17 protein-coding genes are annotated in these 20,912 nt (G+C 73.7%); 13 read left to right on the top strand and 4 right to left on the bottom strand.

Annotated elements, in window-relative coordinates; translation table 11 throughout:
- The first annotated feature begins 10 nt into the window (after nucleotides 1-10).
- From mfd to ACX9MN_RS16745, 5 genes are all read left to right on the top strand, one after another.
- The gene (mfd, locus tag ACX9MN_RS16765) at nucleotides 11-3,607 is read left to right on the top strand and encodes a transcription-repair coupling factor (protein ID WP_489724965.1); all 3,597 of its coding nucleotides are present in this window, start codon (nucleotides 11-13) and stop codon (nucleotides 3,605-3,607) included.
- A gap of 65 nt (nucleotides 3,608-3,672) precedes the next feature.
- Nucleotides 3,673-5,025 carry an AmpG family muropeptide MFS transporter gene (locus ACX9MN_RS16760; RefSeq protein WP_020093285.1) on the top strand — a complete coding sequence of 451 codons (1,353 nt, stop codon included), beginning with the start codon at nucleotides 3,673-3,675 and terminating at the stop codon, nucleotides 5,023-5,025.
- 187 nt (nucleotides 5,026-5,212) lie between these two features.
- Nucleotides 5,213-6,604 (top strand): DUF2778 domain-containing protein, encoded by a 1,392-nt coding sequence (locus ACX9MN_RS16755; RefSeq protein WP_489724964.1) that lies wholly within the window; start codon nucleotides 5,213-5,215, stop codon nucleotides 6,602-6,604.
- Between the two features lie 142 nt (nucleotides 6,605-6,746).
- Nucleotides 6,747-7,796: an HpcH/HpaI aldolase/citrate lyase family protein gene (locus ACX9MN_RS16750; protein ID WP_091978291.1), complete on the top strand. Its 1,050-nt coding sequence runs from the start codon at nucleotides 6,747-6,749 to the stop codon at nucleotides 7,794-7,796.
- 119 nt (nucleotides 7,797-7,915) lie between these two features.
- On the top strand, nucleotides 7,916-8,503 hold the full coding sequence (locus ACX9MN_RS16745; RefSeq protein WP_489724963.1) for an endonuclease domain-containing protein: 588 nt from the start codon (nucleotides 7,916-7,918) through the stop codon (nucleotides 8,501-8,503).
- Here ACX9MN_RS16745 and ACX9MN_RS16740 read toward each other — a convergent pair whose 3' ends face one another.
- Complete coding sequence (locus tag ACX9MN_RS16740; protein WP_489724962.1) at nucleotides 8,504-9,487, bottom strand: GlxA family transcriptional regulator; 984 nt, start codon at nucleotides 9,485-9,487, stop codon at nucleotides 8,504-8,506.
- 53 nt (nucleotides 9,488-9,540) lie between these two features.
- Here ACX9MN_RS16740 and ACX9MN_RS16735 point away from each other — a divergent pair, with 53 nt between their 5' ends.
- The 4 genes from ACX9MN_RS16735 to ACX9MN_RS16720 are packed head-to-tail and all read left to right on the top strand — an operon-like array spanning nucleotide 9,541 to nucleotide 12,132.
- On the top strand, nucleotides 9,541-10,263 hold the full coding sequence (locus tag ACX9MN_RS16735) for a DJ-1/PfpI family protein (RefSeq protein WP_020093280.1): 723 nt from the start codon (nucleotides 9,541-9,543) through the stop codon (nucleotides 10,261-10,263).
- Between the two features lie 10 nt (nucleotides 10,264-10,273).
- Entirely contained in the window at nucleotides 10,274-10,651 is a 378-nt protein-coding gene (locus ACX9MN_RS16730; RefSeq protein WP_489724961.1) for a hypothetical protein, read from the top strand.
- A 47-nt stretch (nucleotides 10,652-10,698) separates the two neighbouring features.
- A complete protein-coding gene (gene hspQ / locus ACX9MN_RS16725) occupies nucleotides 10,699-11,037 on the top strand; it encodes a heat shock protein HspQ (RefSeq protein ID WP_012318638.1) in 339 nt (112 codons plus the stop codon).
- A 12-nt stretch (nucleotides 11,038-11,049) separates the two neighbouring features.
- Nucleotides 11,050-12,132 carry a DUF4424 domain-containing protein gene (locus ACX9MN_RS16720; protein WP_489724960.1) on the top strand — a complete coding sequence of 361 codons (1,083 nt, stop codon included), beginning with the start codon at nucleotides 11,050-11,052 and terminating at the stop codon, nucleotides 12,130-12,132.
- An 89-nt stretch (nucleotides 12,133-12,221) separates the two neighbouring features.
- Here ACX9MN_RS16720 and ACX9MN_RS16715 read toward each other — a convergent pair whose 3' ends face one another.
- A complete protein-coding gene (locus tag ACX9MN_RS16715; RefSeq protein ID WP_020093277.1) occupies nucleotides 12,222-13,001 on the bottom strand; it encodes an invasion associated locus B family protein in 780 nt (259 codons plus the stop codon).
- A gap of 487 nt (nucleotides 13,002-13,488) precedes the next feature.
- Here ACX9MN_RS16715 and ACX9MN_RS16710 point away from each other — a divergent pair, with 487 nt between their 5' ends.
- Nucleotides 13,489-14,832 carry an AMP-binding protein gene (locus ACX9MN_RS16710; RefSeq protein ID WP_489724959.1) on the top strand — a complete coding sequence of 448 codons (1,344 nt, stop codon included), beginning with the start codon at nucleotides 13,489-13,491 and terminating at the stop codon, nucleotides 14,830-14,832.
- A 161-nt stretch (nucleotides 14,833-14,993) separates the two neighbouring features.
- Nucleotides 14,994-15,338, top strand: a complete 345-nt coding sequence (locus tag ACX9MN_RS16705) for a hypothetical protein (protein ID WP_020093275.1) — start codon at nucleotides 14,994-14,996, stop codon at nucleotides 15,336-15,338.
- A 177-nt stretch (nucleotides 15,339-15,515) separates the two neighbouring features.
- Here the strand turns inward: ACX9MN_RS16705 and ACX9MN_RS16700 are convergent, their stop codons facing one another.
- Both ACX9MN_RS16700 and ACX9MN_RS16695 read right to left on the bottom strand, forming a co-directional pair.
- Nucleotides 15,516-16,730 carry a UbiH/UbiF family hydroxylase gene (locus ACX9MN_RS16700; RefSeq protein WP_489725232.1) on the bottom strand — a complete coding sequence of 405 codons (1,215 nt, stop codon included), beginning with the start codon at nucleotides 16,728-16,730 and terminating at the stop codon, nucleotides 15,516-15,518.
- 281 nt (nucleotides 16,731-17,011) lie between these two features.
- On the bottom strand, nucleotides 17,012-17,896 hold the full coding sequence (locus ACX9MN_RS16695) for an alpha/beta fold hydrolase (RefSeq protein ID WP_091677531.1): 885 nt from the start codon (nucleotides 17,894-17,896) through the stop codon (nucleotides 17,012-17,014).
- Nucleotides 17,897-17,994: 98 nt separating this feature from the next.
- Here ACX9MN_RS16695 and recG point away from each other — a divergent pair, with 98 nt between their 5' ends.
- Nucleotides 17,995-20,214: an ATP-dependent DNA helicase RecG gene (recG, locus tag ACX9MN_RS16690; RefSeq protein WP_489724958.1), complete on the top strand. Its 2,220-nt coding sequence runs from the start codon at nucleotides 17,995-17,997 to the stop codon at nucleotides 20,212-20,214.
- Between the two features lie 297 nt (nucleotides 20,215-20,511).
- Nucleotides 20,512-20,835, top strand: a complete 324-nt coding sequence (locus ACX9MN_RS16685; RefSeq protein ID WP_012318646.1) for a hypothetical protein — start codon at nucleotides 20,512-20,514, stop codon at nucleotides 20,833-20,835.
- The last annotated feature ends 77 nt before the right edge of the window (nucleotides 20,836-20,912 follow it).

Genomic DNA, 20,912 nt, shown 5'->3' with positions numbered 1-20,912 from the left:
GAAAGACCCGATGGCCAAGCCTCAGCCGAAGCCCCCCGCCCCCGCCGCCAAGCCGCAGGTCGCGCGCTTCGCGCTGCCGAAATCCTCCGCGCTCGCCCGGGCGATCGACGCCCTCAAGCGCGGCGACAGCCCGGTCCTGGCGAACGCCCCGGAGGGCTTCGACGCGCTGGCGCTCGCCGACCTCGCCCGCGCCCTGGCGCCCACCGTCGACGCGCCGGCGGTGCTGGTCCACGTGGCGCGCGATTCCGGGCGCTCGGCGGCCTTCCAGGCGGCCCTCGGCTTCGTCGCGCCCGAGATGGACGTGATGAGCCTGCCGGCCTGGGACTGCCAGCCCTACGACCGGGTCTCGCCGACGACGGCGGTCGCCGCCGCCCGGATGACGGCGCTCGCCCGCCTCGCCCGCACCCGCTCGGCCGAGGACCGCCCGCGCATCCTCTGCACCACGGTCAACGCCCTGGTGCAGCGGGTCCCGCCCCGCGCCCACATCGCCAAGGAGGCGTTCTCGGCGGCGATCGGCAACGTCGTGTCGATGGACGACGTGGTGGCCTGGGTCGAGGCCAACGGCTTCCTGCGCACCGGGACGGTGCGCGACACCGGCGAGTACGCGGTCCGCGGCGGCATCCTCGACCTGTCGCCCCCCGGCCTGCCGGCCCCGATCCGCCTCGACTTCTTCGGCGACACGCTGGAATCGATCCGCGCCTTCGACCCGGAGACGCAGCGCACCACCGGGCAGCTCCGCTCGCTCGACCTGATGCCGATGAGCGAGGTCCAGCTCACCACCGAGACGATCCGGCGCTTCCGCCAGAACTACATCCAGAGTTTTGGCGCAGCGACGCGGGACGACCGGCTCTACGAGACGGTGAGCGAGGGGCGGCGCTACGCCGGCCTCGAGCATTGGATGCCGCTGTTCTACGACCACCTCGACACGCTGTTCGACTATCTCGGCGGCGTGCCGCTGGTCTTCGACCCGCAGGTGGAGGATGCCGCCGCCGAGCGGATCAGCCTCGTCCAGGACTATTACCAGGCCCGTGAGGGCGCGATGAAGACACCGCAGGCCGGCGTCGCCCCCTACAAGCCGCTGCCGCCCCGCGCCCTCTACCTGACGCCGAACGAGCTGAAGGAGCGGATCGGCACCGCCACCGTGGCGCGGCTCACGCCCTTCGCGCAGCCCGAATCGTCCGAGCGCGCGGTGATCGATTGCGGCGCCAAGGCCGGACGGAGCTTCGCCCCCGAGCGGGCCGACGAGAATGCCAGCGTGTTCGACGCCGCGGTGGCGCATATCCGCGATCTGCAGGGATCCGGTCATCACGTGATCCTGGGAGCCTGGTCCGACGGGTCCCGCGACCGGCTCTGCGGCGTGCTCACCGACCACGGCCTGAGGAAGCCCGTGGCGATCACCCGGCTCACCGACGTCTACGCGCTCAAGCGCGGAACCGACGCGGCCGTGGCCGTCTGGGGCCTGGAGGCGGGCTTCACCGCGGGCGAACTCGCCGTCGTCTCCGAGGGCGATATCCTGGGCGACAGGTTGGTCCGCCAGAAGCGCAAGGCCAAGCGGCCCCAGGACGTGATCCTGGAGGTGCAGGCGCTCCAGCCCGGCGACCTCGTGGTCCACGCCGACCACGGCATCGGCCGGTTCGTGGGCCTCAAGACGATCCACGCCGCCGGCGCCCCGCACGATTGCCTGGAGCTGCAATACACCGGCGGCCTGCTGCTCCTGCCGGTGGAGAATATCGAGCTCCTGACCCGCTACGGCTCGGAGGATTCCGAGGTCGCCCTCGACCGGCTCGGCGGCGGCGCGTGGCAGGCCCGCAAGGCCAAGATGAAGCGCCGCATCCTCGAGATGGCGGGCGAGCTGATCAAGGTCGCGGCCCAGCGCTTCGTCCGGAAGGCCCCGTCCCTGCAGGCGCCCGAGGGGCTCTACGGCGAGTTCGCCGCCCGCTTCCCGTTCGAGGAGACCGAGGATCAGGCCAACGCCATCGACGCGGTGCTGGACGACCTCAATGCCGGCCGCCCGATGGACCGGCTGGTCTGCGGCGATGTCGGCTTCGGCAAGACCGAGGTGGCGCTCCGCGCCGCCTTCGCGGCGGCGATCTCCGGCAAGCAGGTGGCGGTGATCGTCCCGACCACGCTGCTGGCCCGCCAGCACTACCGGACCTTCGCCGAGCGCTTCAAAGGGCTGCCGGTCCAGGTGGCGCAGCTCTCCCGCTTCGTCTCGGCGGGGGAGATGAAGCAGACCCGCGCCGGGCTCATCGCCGGCACGGTCGACATCGTGGTCGGCACCCACGCCCTCTTGGCGAAGACCATCGCGTTCAAGGACCTCGGCCTGATCATCGTGGACGAGGAGCAGCATTTCGGCGTCGCCCACAAGGAGCGGCTGAAGGCGCTCCAGGCGGACGTCCACGTGCTGACGCTGTCGGCGACGCCGATCCCGCGCACGCTCCAGCTCGCCATGACCGGGGTGCGGGAACTGTCGATCATCGCCACGCCGCCGGTCGACCGGCTCGTGGTGCGCACCTTCGTGACGCCGTTCGACCCCCTGACCATCCGGGAGGCGTTGCTGCGCGAGCGCTACCGCGGCGGCCAGTCCTTCTACGTCGTGCCCCGGATCGAGGACCTGGCGGAGGTCAAAAAGTTCCTCGATGCCGAGATGCCCGAGATCAAGGTCGCGGTGGCCCACGGCCAGATGGCGGCGGGCCAGCTCGAGGACGTGATGACGGCGTTCTACGAGGGCAAGTTCGACGTCCTGCTCTCGACCACGATCGTGGAATCGGGCCTCGACATCCCCACCGCCAACACGCTGATCGTGCACCGGGCCGACATGTTCGGTCTGGCCCAGCTCTACCAGCTGCGCGGCCGCGTCGGCCGCTCGAAGGCGCGCGCCTACGCGCTGTTCACGACCCCGGCGAACCGCCAGCTCACCGCCCAGGCCGAGCAGCGCCTCAAGGTGCTCCAGAGCCTCGACACGCTGGGCGCGGGCTTCCAGCTCGCCTCCCACGACCTCGACATCCGCGGCGCCGGCAACCTGCTCGGCGACGCGCAGTCGGGCCACATCAAGGAGGTCGGCTACGAGCTCTACCAGCAGATGCTGGAGGACGCGGTGACGGCGCTCAAGGCCGGCATCGAGGACGTGCCCGAAGAGGCGTGGTCGCCGACCATCGCGCTCGGCGCGCCGGTCACGATCCCGGAGGATTACGTCGAGGATCTGGGCGTCCGGCTGGCGCTCTACCGGCGGCTCGCAACCCTCCAGGACGATGCCGAGATGGAGAGCTTCGGCGCCGAGCTGATCGACCGGTTCGGGCCGCTGCCGCCGGAGGTGGAGCAGCTCCTCAAGATCGGCACGATCAAGATCCTGTGCCTCAAGGCGAACGTCGAGAAGGTCGAGGCCGGGCCGAAGGGTGTGGTGGTCCATTTCCGCGACCGCTCCTACGCCAACCCGCAGGGGCTCGTGGCCTTCGTCGCCGAGCAGGCGTCGTTCGCGAAGGTGCGGCCCGACATGAGCGTGGTGTTCGTGCGCGAGCTGAACACGGTCCCGGCCCGGCTCAAGACCGCCACCGAGGTGCTGCGCAGTCTCGTGAAGATCGCCGAGCGGGGGAAGAAGGCGGCGTGAGGGGCGGGGGCGTCGCGCCCCGGCGAGACCCCTCATCCTGCGGGGCGGCTTGAGGAGACGCGTGGATGGCAGACCCGGCGCCGATCACCGGCGCGCCCGAGCCGGTGAAGGCCGCGCCGGGCGCCTTCCTCACGCCCCTGTTCACCGACCGGCGCGTCGCCGCGGTGCTGGGGCTCGGCTTCGCGCAGGGTATCCCGTTCCTGCTCGTCTACGCGACGCAGTCGGCGTGGCTCGTCCAGGCGAAGGTGCCGCTCGCCACGATCGGGCTGATGAGCGAGCTCACCATTGCCTACAAGCTCAAGTTCCTCTGGGCCCCCTTCCTCGACCGCCACGACGCGCCGCTCATCGGCCGCTGGCTCGGGCGGCGCCGCGGCTGGATCGTCGCCACGCAGATCCTCGTCGCCCTGGCGCTGGCGGGCGTCGCCTTCGGCGACCCGGCCCACTGGCTCGCCTGGACGGTGGCGTTCTCCCTGGCGCTCGGCGTCGCGGGCGCCACCCAGGACGTGGTGATCGACGGCTGGCGCATCACCGCCGCGCCGCCCGAGCAGCAGGCGCTGATGTCGTCCTGGGCCGAGATCGGCTTCCGGATCGGCAACCTCGCGGCCGGCGCCGGCGCGCTCTACCTGTCCGACGCGTATGGCTGGCGCGTGGCCTACCTGTGCATGGCCGCGCTCATGGCGCCCGGCACGGTCGCGGCCCTGCTGGCGCCCGAACCCCCCGTCCCCGAGACCCCCGCCACCGGCGGCTTCGTCGAGACCGTCTGGGCGCCGATCCGCGATCTCCTCGCCCGGCTCGGGCCGCTCGCCCTGCCGGTGCTGGCGCTGGTCGCGGGCTTCCGGATGCCCGGCTACGTCTCGAACGCCATGGCGATCCCGCTGTTCAAGACGCTCGGCTACACCAACACCGACATCGCGACGGTGACGAAGCTGTTCGGCTTCTGGATCGCGCTCGGGGGCACCTTCCTGGCGAGCGCCATCATCCCGCGGATCGGCATGATGGCGAGCCTGCTCATCGGCACCGTGACGGCCTCGGCCTCCCACCTCGCGCTGGCCTACCTCGCCTGGCACGGCGGCCACGGCGGCGCGGCGTTCTGGACCTTCGCGCTGACCGTCGGGATCGACGGCTTCGCCTACGCCTTCGCGTCGATCGTGCTGATCACCTACATGTCGCGGCTCTCGGCCACCGCCCACGCGGCGAGCCAGTACGCCCTGCTGACCTCGCTCTGCGCCCTGCCCGGCAGCCTGCTCGCGGGGTTCTCGGGCTTCGTGATCGAGTGGACCGGGTTCGCGTGGTTCTTCGTCGGCACGTCCCTCATCGGCGTGCCGGTGGCCCTGCTCTGCCTGCTGGTCGCGCGCCGGCACGGGCCGATGGAGCCGGCGGCCGACGCGGCCGGGGACGCGCCGAATCGGGCCACCTGAGGCTGTGTCCCAACACGGGAACGCCCGCGGAAACTGTCTCTTTAGCGGGGATTAACCACAGCACGGCTTAATGGGGTGGACGGTTGATGTCCTCCCCAGACGGGTGACCCGGGCCACGTGCGTGAGAACGGCTCTCGCGGGCGAACGGCGGCGGCTGCCCAGGGGAAGCGCGTACGCGAGTTCCCGAATGGCCCAGGCTGCGTTGTCCCTCGCCGCGTTCCAGACCGCGTATCTGAGCGCGGAATCCCGGCGACCGGCGCCCCCGCGCCCCAGCTACGTCGAGACCGCCTACGACCCGGTCGTCCGCACCCGGGCGCCCTACCCGAGCGCCATGCGGCGCGCCCGTCGCCGCGCCCGGCTGACGACGCTCATCGCTCTCACCGGCGTGAGCCTCGCCGGCTGGGCCGTGTTCAGCCACCCGCAGGGGCCGGCCCGCCCCGAGGCGGAGTCCGTCGCGGCGGCCGGGCCGGCCGCCGTCCCGGTCCCGCAGGCCGCGGCGGCGCCGCGGCCGAGCCTCGCCTGGATGCTCGACCGGAGCCCGGCGCTGGGCGCCGGCACCGCCACGGCCTTCGGGGGCGAAACCCCGCCGGTCGCCGGCTTCCAGGTCGCCGCCGCCGCCCCGTCCCCGGCGGTCCGGGAGATCGCCCGGCAGGTCGCGCAGGCGGAGCGGGCGCGGGCCGCCCAGGTCCGGATGGCCCAGGCCAAAGCTGCAGAGAAAGTCGCCGAGAGAGTCGCGGACAGGACCGGCGAGAGGACCGGCGAGAAGGGGACGGGGGCGCCGGTCCGGATGGCCGCGGCCGAGCCCACGCCCGCCGCCCTCGCACCCGCCCCCGTTCCCGCCCTCGTGCCGCTGCCGGTGGCCCGCCCGCCCGAGCTGCGGCGCGCACCGGCGCCGCCCGCGCGGGTGGCGAGCCGCGCCCTGCCCCGGACCCGCGACGTGTTCCGCGCCGCGATGGCCGAGGAGCCGTCCTTCTTCGAGAAGCTGTTCGGCGTCGGCGCCGCGGCGCCGTCTCAGGACAACCGCCAGGACAACCGCCAGGACAGCCGCCAGGAGCCCCGTCAGGCGCTGGCCTATGCCAGCCCGGACGCCCTGCCGCAGGAGGCGCCGCGCACCCGGATCAGCCCGGAGCCCGATTCGGTGGCCGGAACGGCCGTCTACGACATCACCGCCCGCACGGTGACGCTGCCCTCCGGCGAGGTGCTGGAGGCCCATTCCGGCCTCGGCGAGCACATGGACAACCCGCGCTACGTCCACCTGCGCATGCGCGGCTCGACCCCGCCCGGCACCTACACGCTGACCGAGCGCGAGCGCCTGTTCCACGGGGTCCGGGCGATCCGGCTCAACCCGGTGGGCGGCAGCGCCGCGATCCACGGCCGCGACGGCCTGCTGGCCCACACCTACATGCTGCGGCAGCCCGGCGCCTCGAACGGCTGCGTCTCGTTCCGCGACTACAACCGCTTCCTGCAGGCCTTCCTGCGGGGCGAGGTCCGGCGCCTCGTGGTGGTGGCCGGCAGCGGCGACGGCGGCGGCATCCTCAACCGGATCGGCCTCGCCGGGCGCCGGGGCGGCCGGGGCTGAGGCTCCGCGGGCCCTGCGGCGCGCCGGGCCGGAAGCCCGAGCGTCACGAAAGTCCGAGATCACTTCCGCGCGGCGCGGCTTTACGCGCCCGCCCAAGCTGCCTTAACGGGGCTCAGACGCCAGCCCTGACAAGAGGCACCCGATGAAACTGCCCCGCCGCTTCTTCCAGCCCCTCGCCACCGGCGCGCCGGCCCCGTTCCGCGAACTGCCGGTGCGGCTGGAGCGGATGATCCACTTCGTGCCGCCCCACAACGACAAGGTCCGGGCCCGCGTGCCGGAGCTCGCCGGGACCGTCGACGTGGTGCTGGGCAACCTCGAGGACGCGGTCCCGGCCGACCAGAAGGAGGCGGCCCGCAAGGGCTTCGTCGCCATGGCCCAGGCCACCGATTTCGCCGCCACCGGCACCGGCCTCTGGACCCGGATCAACGCCCTCAACTCGCCCTGGATCTTGGACGACCTGTTCACGATCGTGGCCGAGGTCGGCGACAAGCTCGACGTCGTGATGGTGCCCAAGGTCGAGGGACCGTGGGACATCCACTACATCGACCAGCTGCTCGCCCAGCTCGAGGCGCGCCACGGGGTGACGAAGCCGATCCTGGTCCACGCGATCCTGGAGACCGCCGAGGGCGTCGCCAACGTCGACGCGATCGCGTCGGCCTCGCCGCGGATGCACGGCATGAGCCTCGGGCCGGCGGACCTCGCGGCGTCGCGCGGCATGAAGACCACCCGGGTCGGCGGCGGCCACCCGGATTACCGGGTGCTCAGCGATCCCTCCGGCGATGCCCCCCGCGCCACCGCCCAGCAGGACCTCTGGCACTACACCATCGCCAGGATGGTGGACGCCTGCATGGCCAACGGCATCAAGGCCTTCTACGGCCCGTTCGGCGACTTCTCCGACGGCGACGCCTGCGAGGCGCAGTTCCGCAACGCCTTCCTGATGGGCTGCGCCGGCGCCTGGACGCTGCACCCGAGCCAGGTGGCGATCGCCAAGCGGGTCTTCGCGCCGGACCCGGCCGAGGTCGCCTTCGCGGCCCGGATCGTCGAGGCCATGCCGGACGGCACCGGCGCCGTGATGCTCGACGGCAAGATGCAGGACGACGCCACCTGGAAGCAGGCCAAGGTCATCGTGGACCTGGCGAAGCTCGTGGCCGCGAAGGACCCGGAGCTGGCGGCAGTGTACAAGCTGGGGTGAGGGTTACCGAGCCCGCGATACGCCTTTCCCGTGCGGACTACTCGATTGGCGCATCGTGTGCGGCACAGCAGCGGCAGGATGAAGCGCGGGTCCCCTCTCCCGTGCGGGAGAGGGACAGGGTGAGGGATCAAGTCTGTCCGAAGAAGGCGTGTGCCTACACGCGCGTCGACGGCGTGCCCTATCCTGGACTTTCTCGACCCTCACCCCAACCCTCTCCCGCACGGGAGAGGGGGCGCGTCGCGCTTTGCCGCCAGCGTCGACGTCCGATCCGACAGGTTCGTCGAGACAGGCCCACGCAAGCGGAACGGCCAAATCATTCGCTGAATGAGCGGCCGAACTGCCGGAGCCGGGCGGTGAATAAGTCAATCCCGCAGGCCCGCAACCTGCGCCGCACTCAAACCTCGGCCGAAGCCAAGCTCTGGCGCGTCCTGCGAAACCGCGCCCTGAACGGCTGGAAGTTTCGCCGACAGCACCCGATCGACCGATTCATCATCGACTTCGCCTGCATCGAGGCCGGACTCATCGTCGAGGTGGACGGGGCGACGCATTCGACGGCCGCCGAGATCGCTCGGGATGCCGCGCGGACCGAAATCCTTGAGTCGCTCGGCTTCGCCCTCCTCCGCATCCCGAATGCGGACATCCACAAACATCTTGAAGGCGTGCGCGAGACCATCCTGGCGGCTCTTGAACGCCGCGAGACCGTGTGATCACCCGCTGAACCGCGCCCGGTACTCCTGCGGTGTCGCCGCGACGTGCCGCAGGAAGCTGCGCCGCATCGTCTCCTCGGAGCCGAAGCCGCAGGTCCGGGCGACGCGCTTGACCGGTTGCGCCGTCTCGGCCAGCGCGCGCCGCGCCGCCTCCACCCGCAGGCGCTCCACGGCCCTGGCCGGGGTCAGACCGGTCGCCTCGCGATAGTGCCGGCTCAGGCTGCGCGCGCTCATCCCGGCCGCCGCGGCGAGCGCCGGCAGCGACAGGTCGCCGGACAGGTTGTCGGCGATGTAGGCGTGGAGCCGCCCGAACCGCTCCTCGCCCGCCTGCAGCGCCAGCGCCGCGCTGAACTGCGCCTGCCCGCCGGGGCGCTTGAGGAACATCACGAGGTGGCGCGCCACCGTCAGCGCGGTCGCGCGGCCGAGATCCTCCTCGACCAGCGCCAGGGCCAGGTCGATCCCCGCCGTCACCCCCGCCGAGGACCAGACCGGGCCGTCGCGCACGAAGATCGGGTCGGGCTCGATCCGGGCGCGCCGGTAGCGGGCGGCGAGCGCCCCGCAATGCTTCCAGTGGGTCACGGCCCGCCGCCCGTCGAGGAGCCCCGCCGCCCCGAGCAGGAACGCGCCGGTGCAGACCGACGCGACCCGGCGGGCCCGGCCCGCCCGGGCCCGCACCCAGGCCACCAGAGCGGCGTCGTCGCAGGCCGCGACGACGCCGGGGCCGCCCGCGATCACCAGCGTGTCCACCGGCGCGTCGGGATCCGGCAATGGGTCGGCGACCAGCCGCAGGCCCGCCGAGGCGGTGAGCCCCGGGTCGCCGGCCGCGATCACCCGCGGCGCGTAGGGCATCCCGGCGCCGCCGTGCTCGTTGGCGGTGGCGAAGACCTGGAGCGGCCCGGCCACGTCGAGGAGCTGCACCGACGGGAAGGCCAGCACCTCGACCGGGCGCGGCGGATCTGGCGAGAAACGAGGGCTCTTTGGCATTTCGGCCAGATCCTGACGCGCTAGGATCACCCTGTCCACCACGGAGGCCCGGCATGATCCCGCCCGACACCCACCTGCAGATCGGCTCGCTCCTGTTCGAGGGGCTGGACCAGATCGACCTCACCGGCCCGTTCGAGGTCCTGTCCCGGGTGCCCAACAGCACCTACCGGGTCTACGCGCCGGGCCCGGAGCCCGTCCGCGACGTCCGCGGCCTCCGGATGCTGCCGGATGCCACGCTCGCGGAAGCCCCGCGGCTCGACGTGCTGCACGTCCCGGGCGGCACGGGCCAGGAGGCCCTGATGCGGGACCCGGCCGTGCTCGGCTGGATCCGCGACCAGGCGGCCGGGGCCGGCCACGTCCTCTCGGTCTGCACCGGCGCCCTGATCCTCGGCGCGGCCGGCCTGCTGGTCGGGCGGCGGGCCACGACCTACTGGAACGCCGTGCACCTGCTGCCGTTCTTCGGCGCCGAGCCGGTGGACGCGCGCGTGGTGATCGACCGCGACGCGGACGGGCGCACCTGGGTGTTCGCGGCCGGCGTCACCGCGGGCATCGACGGGGCGCTGCAGCTCGCCGCCGCGCTGCGCGGCGAGGAGGCCGCCCGGACCATCCAGCTCGGGATCCAGTACGCCCCCGAGCCCCCTTTCGACAGCGGCACGCCCCACACGGCCTCCCCGGACACCGTGGCGCGGGTGCGGGCGGCGGCGGCCGACATCACGGCCCGGCGCGAGGCCACCGCCCGGGCGATCGCGACCGAGCTCGGCATCCGGATCCCGTAGGAGACCTCCGATGGACCTGACCCGCGTTCGCGCCTTCGCGGCCGCCCTGGCGGCGAAGGACCGGGACGCCATGCTGGCGCAGATGGCCGAGGGGGGCGTGCTCAACACCCCGCTCGCCGCCGAGCCCGTGCGCGGGACGGCGGCGATCCGGCCGGTGGTCGACGCCTTCGAGAGCCGCGCGATCCTGGAAGGCCCCGCGCACGCCGCCGCCTTCTTCGGCGCGGCGGCCGGCCCGCACCGGCTCGACGGGATGGATGAGCGGCGTCTCGACGCGGCCGGGCGCATCGCCGAGATGACCGTCCCGTGGCGGCCGCTGCCGGAGGCGATCGCCGTCCGGGACCGCTTGGCCCGCGCCGCGGAAACGCCGACTTCCGCGGCGACCGGGTGACACGATCCGTCATCGGACCTATCTGTCCGATCTGGACGGGTTGAACCATGTCGGACGTAACACTGAGAACCGCGAAATTCGCGATCGGCGCCGTGGTGCGCCACCGGATCTACCCGTTCCGGGGCGTCGTGTTCGACGTCGACCCGGTGTTCGACAACACCGAGGAATGGTGGCTGTCGATCCCCGAGGAGGTCCGGCCGCGCAAGGACCAGCCGTTCTACCACCTGCTCGCCGAGAACGCCGAGACCGAGTACGTGGCCTACGTGTCGGAACAGAACCTCCTGCCCGACACGTCGGGCGAGGCCCTGCGCCACGCCGGCATCGCCGAGATGTTCGAGCGCGACGCCGCCGGCGCGTACCGGATGCGCGACCGCGCCACGAACTGAGGCGCCCGGTCCGTGAAGGTCCTGGCAAGCGGCGGGCGCTCGTCTGCCGCGACGGCCCGTGCCGTCGGACGAGCCCGCCCGATAGTCGCCAAACCGCGCTTCGCCGCCGCGTTCCTGCGCGCTGGCCTGCTCGCTGGCCTGCTCACGGGCACGGCGCGCGCCAACGACAGCGCGGCCGAACTCGATGCCGGCGGCCTCGTCCTGCGGCGCGAGCCCGGGATCGCGCTGGTGAGCGAGGACCTGTCGATCGCCCGCGACCGGATCGACGTGTCCTACCTGTTCCGCAATCAGGTTCAGGAGGCGCGCACGGTCCGGATCGCCTTCCCGCTGCCGCCGATCGACGGGCGGGAACTCAGCTTCTCGGCCCTGGCGCTGCCCCGGCCCGACAGCCCGAACTTCGTCGGCTTCACCGTCACGGTGGACGGCAAGCCCCTCGAGCCCGAGCTGGAGGAGCGCGCCTTCGTGGGCGAGCGCGAGGTGACGGACCTGCTGCGCCGTCATGGCCTGCCGCTGAACCCGCTGCGCTTCGAGGCGATCAGCGCGGCGGCCAAGCGGATCGGCGCGCCCGAATGGGCCGCGCTGGTCAAGGCCGGGCTCTTCCCCGACGTCCCCGACACGCCGGACCGGATGACCGAGGGGCTGTGGCGCGGCGAGGCCAAGTTCCACTGGCTCCAGACCTTCCCGCCCGGGCAGGAGGTCCGCATCGCGCACAGCTACGCGCCGGTGACCGGTTTCCACCTGCTCGACCCGAAGGCGGCATCCCGGGCGGCCTACCGGGCGACCTACTGCCTGGACGAGGCGGGGCTCGCGGCGATCCGGCGCCTGCACGCGAAGGCGCCGGATCCCGGCGGCACCCTGCGGGCGACCGTGGTGCCCTACATCGTCACCACGGCGCGCAACTGGGCCGCGCCGATCGGGCGCTTCACCCTGACGGTCGACAAGGGCAGCCCGGAGGCGGTCGTCAGCTTCTGCCGCACGGACATCCGGAAGACCGGGCCGACCACGTTCCGCTGGGAGGCCCGGGACTACGTGCCCGACCAGGACCTGCGCGTGCTGATCGTCCAGCCGGCTTCGGCGACCCCGGGGACGCGTTAGGTCCCGTCGCCGGGCGGCTCGAACGCGAAGGGCCGGACCTCGCGGCCCGGCCCCCGGTACGGACCCGCCGCGCGGCGGGTCGATGGCGCTTACTTGGCGGCCGGGGCCGGCGCCGGAGCCGCGCCGGCGGCCGGGGCGGCGCCCTGCTGCTGCTCGAGCTTCTTGCGCATGTCCTCGGAGCGCTTCTCCAGCTCCGCCTGGAGCTTCTTCTGCTGTTCCTCGAGGACCTTCGGGTCGATGGCCGGGCCGTCGAAGGCCTTGCCGAAGCCGGCCAGCGGCACCGCGAAGGTGACCTCGCGCTGGGTCTGGTTCTGAACCGAGACGTTCAGGGTCGTGCCCTTCTTCATCGCGGCGATCACGCCGGCATCGACGCCGCCGGCCTCGGCGAAGCAGCCGTTCGGGAAGCAGACCGCGAAGCGGCCGGCGGTCGCCGCTTGGCCGTCGACGCTGAAGCGGATGCCCGGCTGCAGCAGCAGGCCGAGCGGCAGCAGGTAGCGCACCACGCGCACCTCCTGCTTCTGGGCGGCGTTCTTCATCTCGTAGACCGCCACGGCCAGCACCGGCTGGCCCTGGTCGGACACGAAGTCGCGGGTCGTGTAGCAGATGTCGGTGCCCGAACCCTGGTCCTTGCCGCAGACCTTGGTCCAGTCGGCCTGGCTCGGCTCGGACTTCACCGCGACGATCTGCGGGCCCGTCTGGGCGGCCGGGGTGTTGGCCGCGGGGGTGCCCGGGGCGGTCGGCGCCGGGGCGGCCGGCGCGGGCGCGGCGGGCTTCTTCGGCTGCGCCAGGGCCGGCGCGGCCGCGAGACCGAGGCCCGCGAGGCCGAGGAGGGCGGCGCGGGCGAGCGTCGCGGTGCGGGTGAAGGACATCGGCTCTGACCCCTTGGAAGAGACGTGGTGTGGCTGGCAGGATGCGGAGCCGGCCTGGCGGCAGGTCCGCCGGAGCGTCCGGCTGCCCGCCGCGTTGGCGCGCCGCCCGGAACTCCGGATGAATCGGTCCGGCCATCGGGCGGGACGGGCGCCGTCTGCGCGCATCCCTCTCCCCGGCGACCGGGCGGCCTGCCTTTCCCCTCGAATGAGGCGAAGGCATGACACCGCGGCCGGGGAAGCTGTCGGAACCGTCCCGACCGCGCCCGGCCCCCGATAGGCTCCCATCCGCCCGGCCGCAAGCGCGACGTTGCGCGGCCGCGAGGCACGAGCGCGTGATCGGGCCGCGCCGCCGGACGCCGCCGAAGGCCTTCCGGACGCCCTCCGGCAGCGATCGGCGGCGTCCAGCGGCTCGGCCGCTCTTAGCGGTCGGTTAACCCTGTCGGGCCGAGATGATAGGCGTTCTGCAGGATCGGCGGGGGCGGCGGGTTTGAGCGCGTTGGCGGTGGCGGAGTGGGCGGAAGACGCCGCACCGGACGCGTCCGCGCGATCCGAGGACGCGCCCGACGGCCTGTCCGGAGTCCTGTCCGGACGCCTGTCCGACGGTCTCGCGACCCGCCTGTTCGCCGCCGCCCTGGCGGGCCCGCAGCGCACCCTCTTGCGTGATTCGGGGGACCGGGTCGCGTGGTGCGGGCGCCCGTCCATCACCTGGACCTACGCGGCCGCCGCCGAGATCGTCGGGCGGCTCGCCCGCGGGATCGCCGCGTGGCGGCTCCCGGCCGGCAGCCGGATCGGGCTGTGGTATTCGGGCGGTGCCGAATCGGCCCTCGCCCACCTCGCCGTCGAGGCGGCCGGCCACCTGCCCTGCGCGATGCCCGCCCTCTGGGACGGGGCGGAGCTCTCCGCCGGGATCGAGGCCGCGGGCCTCGTCGCTGTGCTGACGGAGGGCCGCCGCGGCGCGCGCCGGCCCGCCGAGGACCTCACCCGCGCGGCCATGCGCCATTTCGCCCTGCGCTACCTCGCGGCCTTCGGCCCGAGCGTGCCGGACGGCGTGATCAGCCTCGACGCGATGGCCCTGGAGCGGGGCGTGGTCGAGCCGGCGCCGGGCCGCGGCCTCGTCACCTTCGCGGGCGGCGATCCCGGCCGGCCGGTCTACCGCACCGCCGCGGCGCTGGCGGCGGCGGTCGCCGCCCATCTCGACGCGCTGCCCCTGACCGCGGACGAGCGGGTCCTGACGCTCCTGCCCGGCCACGACCTGCGCGGCCTCGTGACCGGCCTGGGCACCGCCCTGGCGGCCGGCGCCGGCCTAGAGACCGTTCTGCCCTTCGACGAGACCGGGTTCCGCGCCGCCCTGCTGCGGCCGGTTCCGACCCGGCTGGTGGTCCCGGCGCGGGTCGAATCGGCCCTCGCCGCCCTGCCGCTGCCCTGGACCGTCCGGGTCCTCGACGTGGTCCACCGCGCGCCCGCCCGGCTGACCCCGCGGGGCGCCGGGCCCGCGGGCCCGCAGCGCCTCGATTCGCTGGTCCTGGGTGAGGCGCTCGTGCTGACCCGCCCCGGCCCGGACGACCTCGCCGCGACCCTGGCCGAGCCCGGGCAGGCCTTCCTGCCCCGCGACCTCCTGGACCTCGCCGCCGGCGCCGACGGCGACCTCGCCTGCCGGGGGGCGGCCTGCGCGGCCTCCCCGCTCACCCGCGGCGCGATCCCGGCGACGGACCCCCTGGCGTGGCGAAGCACGGGCTTCCGCCCGCTCCGCGCGGACGGGCGCGCGGACGGGGGCGCGAACGGGGCGGTCGCGGCGATCGCCGCCACCGTCGCGACCGTCCCCTCCGCCTGAACGGCGGACGATCGCCGGTTCATCCGGCACTCAGGCGGCGCGGATAATCTCGCATCTGCACACGAACCGACGGATCCGATCCGCCTCTTCGCGGGTTCTGCATCGGATTGTCGTGACGGCTATCTTTCCAAGCCGTCCGGGATGGAGTACCGCTCAAGCTTATGGGTGCGCTGCAACAAGTGCTCGTGGTCGACGACGGCGTCCGCGCCGTGGACCGGTCCCTCTCGGGCGAGCTGGCCAGCCTCGGATACGCGAGCGTGACCGCCTCGATGGAGGCGGCCGACGACGTCCTGACCGTGATCGCCCGTCCGGCGGCCGTGCTGCTCCAGGCGCCCACCCGCCGGAATCCCGCCTACGCCCGCCGCGCGGCCCGCCTCCGCGGCCAGCTGCGCGAGCGCGGCATCCCGGTGATCCTCATCGGTGATTCGGGCGAGGCCCGAGGCGGCGGCCCGGTCGATCTCGCGACCCGGCTCGGCGCCTACGTCGCCGCCCAGCCGGATCTCTGAGGCCCCCTCCGGCGCGCGCCGAGGTCGCGGCGTCCGGGCGCTCGCGCCGGGACTGAGGCCGCCTCCGGGAAGCGCCGTCCGACCGCTCCCTGTCACTGCCGGTGCCGCACGAGGCGCGGGTCCCCTCTCCCGCGCGGGAAAGGGGGCGCCGCTGGCGCGAGACGATCGGGAACGGTCCTAGCGCGCCGCGCGCATCAGCTCCGGCGCGCCGATCCGGGGCAGCACGCCCTCCCGCATCACCAGGCGCCGCAGCGGTCCGAGCTGCGTCATCGCCAGCAGGCCGAGACCGCGCAGCGCGTCGACCGGCAGCAGGTCGGTGAGCAGGCTGCGATTGAGGAGATCGACCGCGGCGGTGCGCGCGGCCGTGTCGACGCGGCGCGCCCGCGCGTAGCCGTCGAGCACGGCGCGGGCGCCGGGATCGCGTCGGTCGCGGACGGCGGCCAGCACCGCGTCGCGCAGGGTCGCGGCGTCGCGCAGGCCGAGATTGAGCCCCTGCGCGCCGATCGGCGGGAAGACGTGGGCCGCCTCCCCGATCAGCGCCAGCCGCGGGGCCACGGGGGTCGCCACCGCGAGGCCGCGCATCGGCACGAGGCCGCGGGGGCCGTCGACCCGCATGGCGCCGAGCATCGCCCGGGCCTGCCGCTCCACCGCCTGCCCCAGCGCCGCGTCGTCGAGGGCGGCGAGCCGCCGGGCCGCCCCCTCCCCGGTCACCCAGACGAGGCTGGACCGGTGGCCGCCGGGCAGCGGCACCAGGGTGAAGGGCCCCGACCGGGTGTGGAACTCGGTGGAGACGTCGCGGTGCGGGCGCGCGTGGGCCAGGATCGTGGTGATGGCGCTCTGCGGGTAGGTCCAGTCGCGCACGCGGACGCCGCTGGCGGCCCGCAGCGGCGAGCGGGCCCCGTCGGCCCCCACCACGAGCCGGGCCTCGACGGCACGCCCGTCCGCCAGCGCGACGCGGGCCGCCGCCTCGCCGGGCACGGCGCCGGCGGCGTCCGCCTCGACCAGGGTGAGGTTGTCCTGCGCCCGGGCGCGGGCGCGCAGGCTCTCGACCAAGCGGGCGCTCTCGACGTTCCACCCGAAGGCGTCGAGGCCGATCTCGGCGGCGCGGAACCGCGCCGGCGGCGGCCGGAACAGGCTGCCGGTGTCGTCGACGATCTGCAGCGTGCAGAGCGGGCTCGCGTGCGGTGCCACCGCCTCCCAGGCGTCGAGCGCCTCCAAGAGGCGTACCGACCCGTCGAGGAGCGCGACGGTCCGCCCGTCCGCCACCGGGGCGTGGCGCCCGACCAGCGCCGTGGGAGTGCCCTCGCGCGCGATCGCCAGGGCGGCGGCGAGCCCCGCGGCCCCGGCCCCGACCACGGCGACGTCGAAGACGGTGTTGGTGTCCTCCGGCATGGTGTCCTGCACGATCGACGCGTCCCACTCGGGACAGTGTGGCGTCGGGCTTCCCAAGGTTCCGGTTGATGCGCGGCCCCGTCATCGCGAGCGGAGCGACCCGGGGCAGCGGGACGTCAGGAAGCGTGGTGCCACCCTGGGTCGCTTCGCTCCGCTCGCGATGACGGAGGTGTCGAAGTCATCAACCGGGGACGCTGTTCGCGAGCCCGGCACGTCTCGTATCTGCGCTTTTCAGCGGATCTGCCAAGACCGGCGACGCGGGGCCACGGCGCCGCAGCCCGTCAACCCAGGAACGCCGCAAGCTCCGAGAGAACCGCGTCCGGCCGCTCCTCCTGGAGGGTGTGACCGCAATCCAGCGCCCGGCCCGAGACGTCGGTCGCCTTCTCGCGCCACGTCTCCAGCACGTCGTAGGTCCGGCCGACCACGCCCTTCGCGCCCCAGAGCGCCAGCAGCGGCGCGGTGATCCGGGCCTCGGCATCGGCCGCGTCGTGCTCCAGGTCGATCCCGGCGGCCGCCCGGTAATCCTCGCAGATCGCGTGGCGGCAGGCCGGGTCGGAATAGCAGCGCAGGTACTCGGCGAAGAGCTCCGGCGGGGTCGAGCCGGGGGTCTTCGACTGGCCCTCGACGTGGTGGCGCAGGAAGTATTCCGGGTCGGCCCCGATCAGCGTCTCCGGGAGGGGATAGGGCTGGATGAAGAAGAACCACCAGAAATAGCGTGTGGCGAAATCCTTGTCGGTGCGCGCGTACATGGTCGCGGTCGGCGCGATGTCGAACACGGCGATCCGCTCCACGGCCTGCGCATGATCCAGGGCGAGGCGGTGGGCGACGCGCCCGCCCCGATCGTGGCCGACCACCGCGAACCTTTCGTGGCCGAGCGCCCGCATCACCGCCACCGCGTCGGCCGCCATGGCGCGCTTGGAATAGGCGACGTGGCGCTCGCCGCCCGGGGGCTTGGCCGAATCGCCGTAGCCGCGCAGGTCCATCGCCACCACGGCGTGCCGCTCGGCGAGGCGCGGCGCGACGTGGAGCCAGGTCGACAGGGTCTGCGGGTGGCCGTGCAGGAGCAGCACCGGCGGCCCGGACCCGGCCGAGCGGGCGTTGATCGTCACGCCGGGCGCGGTCTCGATCCGGTGCCGGTCGAAACCCGGCAGGAAGTCGCGGGCCATGGATTCGGTCTCCGGGGTCGGTCTCCATCCTGCCGCACTGGCGCGCCGGGATGCACCGGATGATAAGGCGCCTCCGGCACCATGTCCGCCGAACCGCCATGACAGATGCACGCGCGACTCAGGACCCGGCCTTGAACGATTCCGACGCGGCCGAGGCGCCGGCGGCGGAGGCCGCCCCCGCGCCTGCCGTCGTCCCACCTCTGCGGCCCAGCATCCTCGACCCGCTCTTCGCGCCGGCCCGCGCCCTGCCGGGGATCGGGCCGAAGATGGCGCCGCTCATCGAGAAGCTGCTCGGCACCCCCGAGCGCGAGGCCCGGGTCGTTGACCTGCTGTTCCACCTGCCCCAGGGCGGCGTGGCGCGGAAGCTCATGGGCTCGATCAGCGAGGCCCCCACCGGCGAGCCGGTGACGATCGGCGTCACCGTGGTGGCGCACCGCCCGGCCCAGGCCGGGCCCGGCCGGCGCCCGCACCGGGTGCTGGTGGAGGATGCCTCCGGCGACATCTCCCTGGTCTTCTTCGGCATGCCCCGCGCCCGGGTGGAGAAGATGCTGCCGCTCGGGTCGCACCGCTACATCACCGGCCGGATCGACCTCTGGGACGGCACCCGCCAGATGGTCCACCCGTCGCGGATCGTGGACGAGGCGGGCCTCGCGGAACTCCCCGCCGTCGAGCCGGTCTACGGCGCCACCGAGGGGCTGACCTCCCGGGCGATCAACAAGCTCGCGGTCGCGGCCCTCGACCGGCTGCCGGTCCTGCCGGAATGGCAGGACCCGGCCTGGCTGGAGCGGAACCGCCTGCCCGCCTTCGCGGACGCGCTCCGCCTCGAGCACCGCCCCGAGGAGGCGCCGCCGAAGGCCGAGGACCCGCTCCAGCCGCCGCCCGCGACGCCGTCCCGGAAGCGGCTCGCCTACGACGAGCTCCTCGCCTCGCAGCTGGCGCTGGCGCTCCTGCGCGCCCGCCAGCGGCGCAAGGCCGGCCGGGTCAATGCCGGCGACGGCGCCCTGAGCGGGCGCCTCGAGGCCGCCCTCCCCTTCGCGCTGACCGGCGCGCAAGGCCGGGCGGTGGCGGAGATCCGCGCCGACCTCGCGGCGCCCCGGCGGATGCTGCGCCTGCTCCAGGGCGATGTCGGCTCGGGCAAGACCGCGGTGGCCCTGCTCGCCATGGCCTCGGCGGTCGAGGCCGGGCGTCAGGCCGCCCTGATGGCGCCCACCGAGATCCTGGCGCGGCAGCATTTCGAGCGGCTGAGGCCGCTGGCCGGCTCCTTACGCCTGCGCCTGATGACCGGCCGCGACCGGGCCGCGGAGCGGAAAAGCACGCTGGCCGACCTCGCCGCGGGCGAGATCGACATCCTCGTCGGCACCCACGCCCTGTTCCAGGAGGCGGTGACGTTCCGCGACCTCGGCCTCGCGGTGGTGGACGAGCAGCACCGGTTCGGCGTCCACCAGCGCCTCGCGCTCGGCGCCAAGGGCGAGGCGGTGGACTTCCTGGTCATGACCGCGACGCCGATCCCCCGCACCCTGGCGCTGACCTTCTTCGGCGACATGGACGTCTCGATCCTCGACGAGAAGCCCGCCGGCCGCCAGCCGATCCGGACGATCACCTTGCCGACCGAGCGGATCGACGAGGTCGTGGCCGGCCTCGCCCGGGCGATCGCCGGGGGCGAGCGGGTCTACTGGATCTGCCCCCTTGTGGAGGAATCGGAGTTCGTCGACCTCGCCGCCGCGGCCGAGCGCTTCGACGATCTGCGGAAGCACTTCGGCGACGCGGTCGGGCTGATCCACGGCAAGATGCCCGGCCCCGAGAAGGACGCCGCCATGGCGCGGTTCGCCGCCGGGGAGACCAAGCTCCTGGTCTCGACCACGGTGGTGGAGGTCGGAGTCGACGTGCCCGAGGCCACCATCATGGTGATCGAGCACGCGGAGCGCTTCGGGCTGGCGCAGCTGCACCAGCTCCGCGGCCGGGTCGGGCGCGGCTCGAAGGCCTCCTCGTGCCTGCTGCTCTACCGGGGGCCCCTCGGGCAGGTGTCCCGGGCCCGGCTGGAGATGATGCGCGCGAGCGAGGACGGCTTCCGCATCGCCGAGGCCGACCTGAAGCTGCGCGGCGAGGGCGAGGTGCTCGGCACCCGCCAATCCGGCATGGCGGCGTTCCGGCTGGCGCGGCTGGAGAGCGACGCCGCCCTGCTGGAGGCCGCCCGCGACGACGCGCGGATGATCGTGGAGCGCGATCCCGGCCTCAAGAGCCCGCGGGGACAGGCGCTGCGGGTGCTGCTCTACCTGTTCGAGCGGGAGGCCGCGATCCGGCTGATCGGGGCCGGATGAACGGTTTCCTGAACGGATTCGTTCAGGAAAGTCCGGCCTTCCTGAACGGCCGGATCCGGAATCGCCGCCGCGCGACCGGATCGGTACTCCGATGCGCCGATGTCACAGGCTCTCTGGAAAAGTGTTTCGTTTCAGAGGTTTGACGGGATCGCGCGGAAGCTTGGCGGCGCCGTACGGGCGGTCCGGGAGGCTCCGGACAGGCCTCGTGACCTTGCATCAGCCATATTCTTCCCTTAACTGGAGATGAACGAATGGCCCGGTAAGCCGGGACATCACGGACGAATCTGGAGGACGGACATGTCGAACGGACTGTTCCAAGGCCTGCCGGGCTCCCACGAGATGGCCGGTGCCCACGCCCTGCCGACCGAGCCCTGGCTCCTGCCGATCTCGGATCGCGCCGCCGAGGCGGCGGGCAAGACCGCGGACGAGCTGCAGGCCGCCGTGCGTCGGGCGTCCCGGCCCTTCTGGCTGGCCGCCAACGGGCTCTGCATCGCGCTGGGCCTCGCCCTCACCCTGCAATGCGCCTCCGGCTGGGGCCCGACGGCGCCCCGCAGCGCCGTGACGGTCGCGCAGGCGACGCCGCCGACCATCGCGCCGCAGACCGCCTCGCTGCAGCGCTGAGCCGATAGCAGTCTGATCATTTCAGGGCCGTCCCGCGCGCGCGGGGCGGCCTTTCTCGTGGACGATGGCCGCCAATC

The organism is Methylobacterium sp. 1A (genome assembly GCF_058072805.1).
Note: the sequence above shows the minus strand (reverse complement) of the source record. Positions and strands in the feature narration are given on the sequence as shown.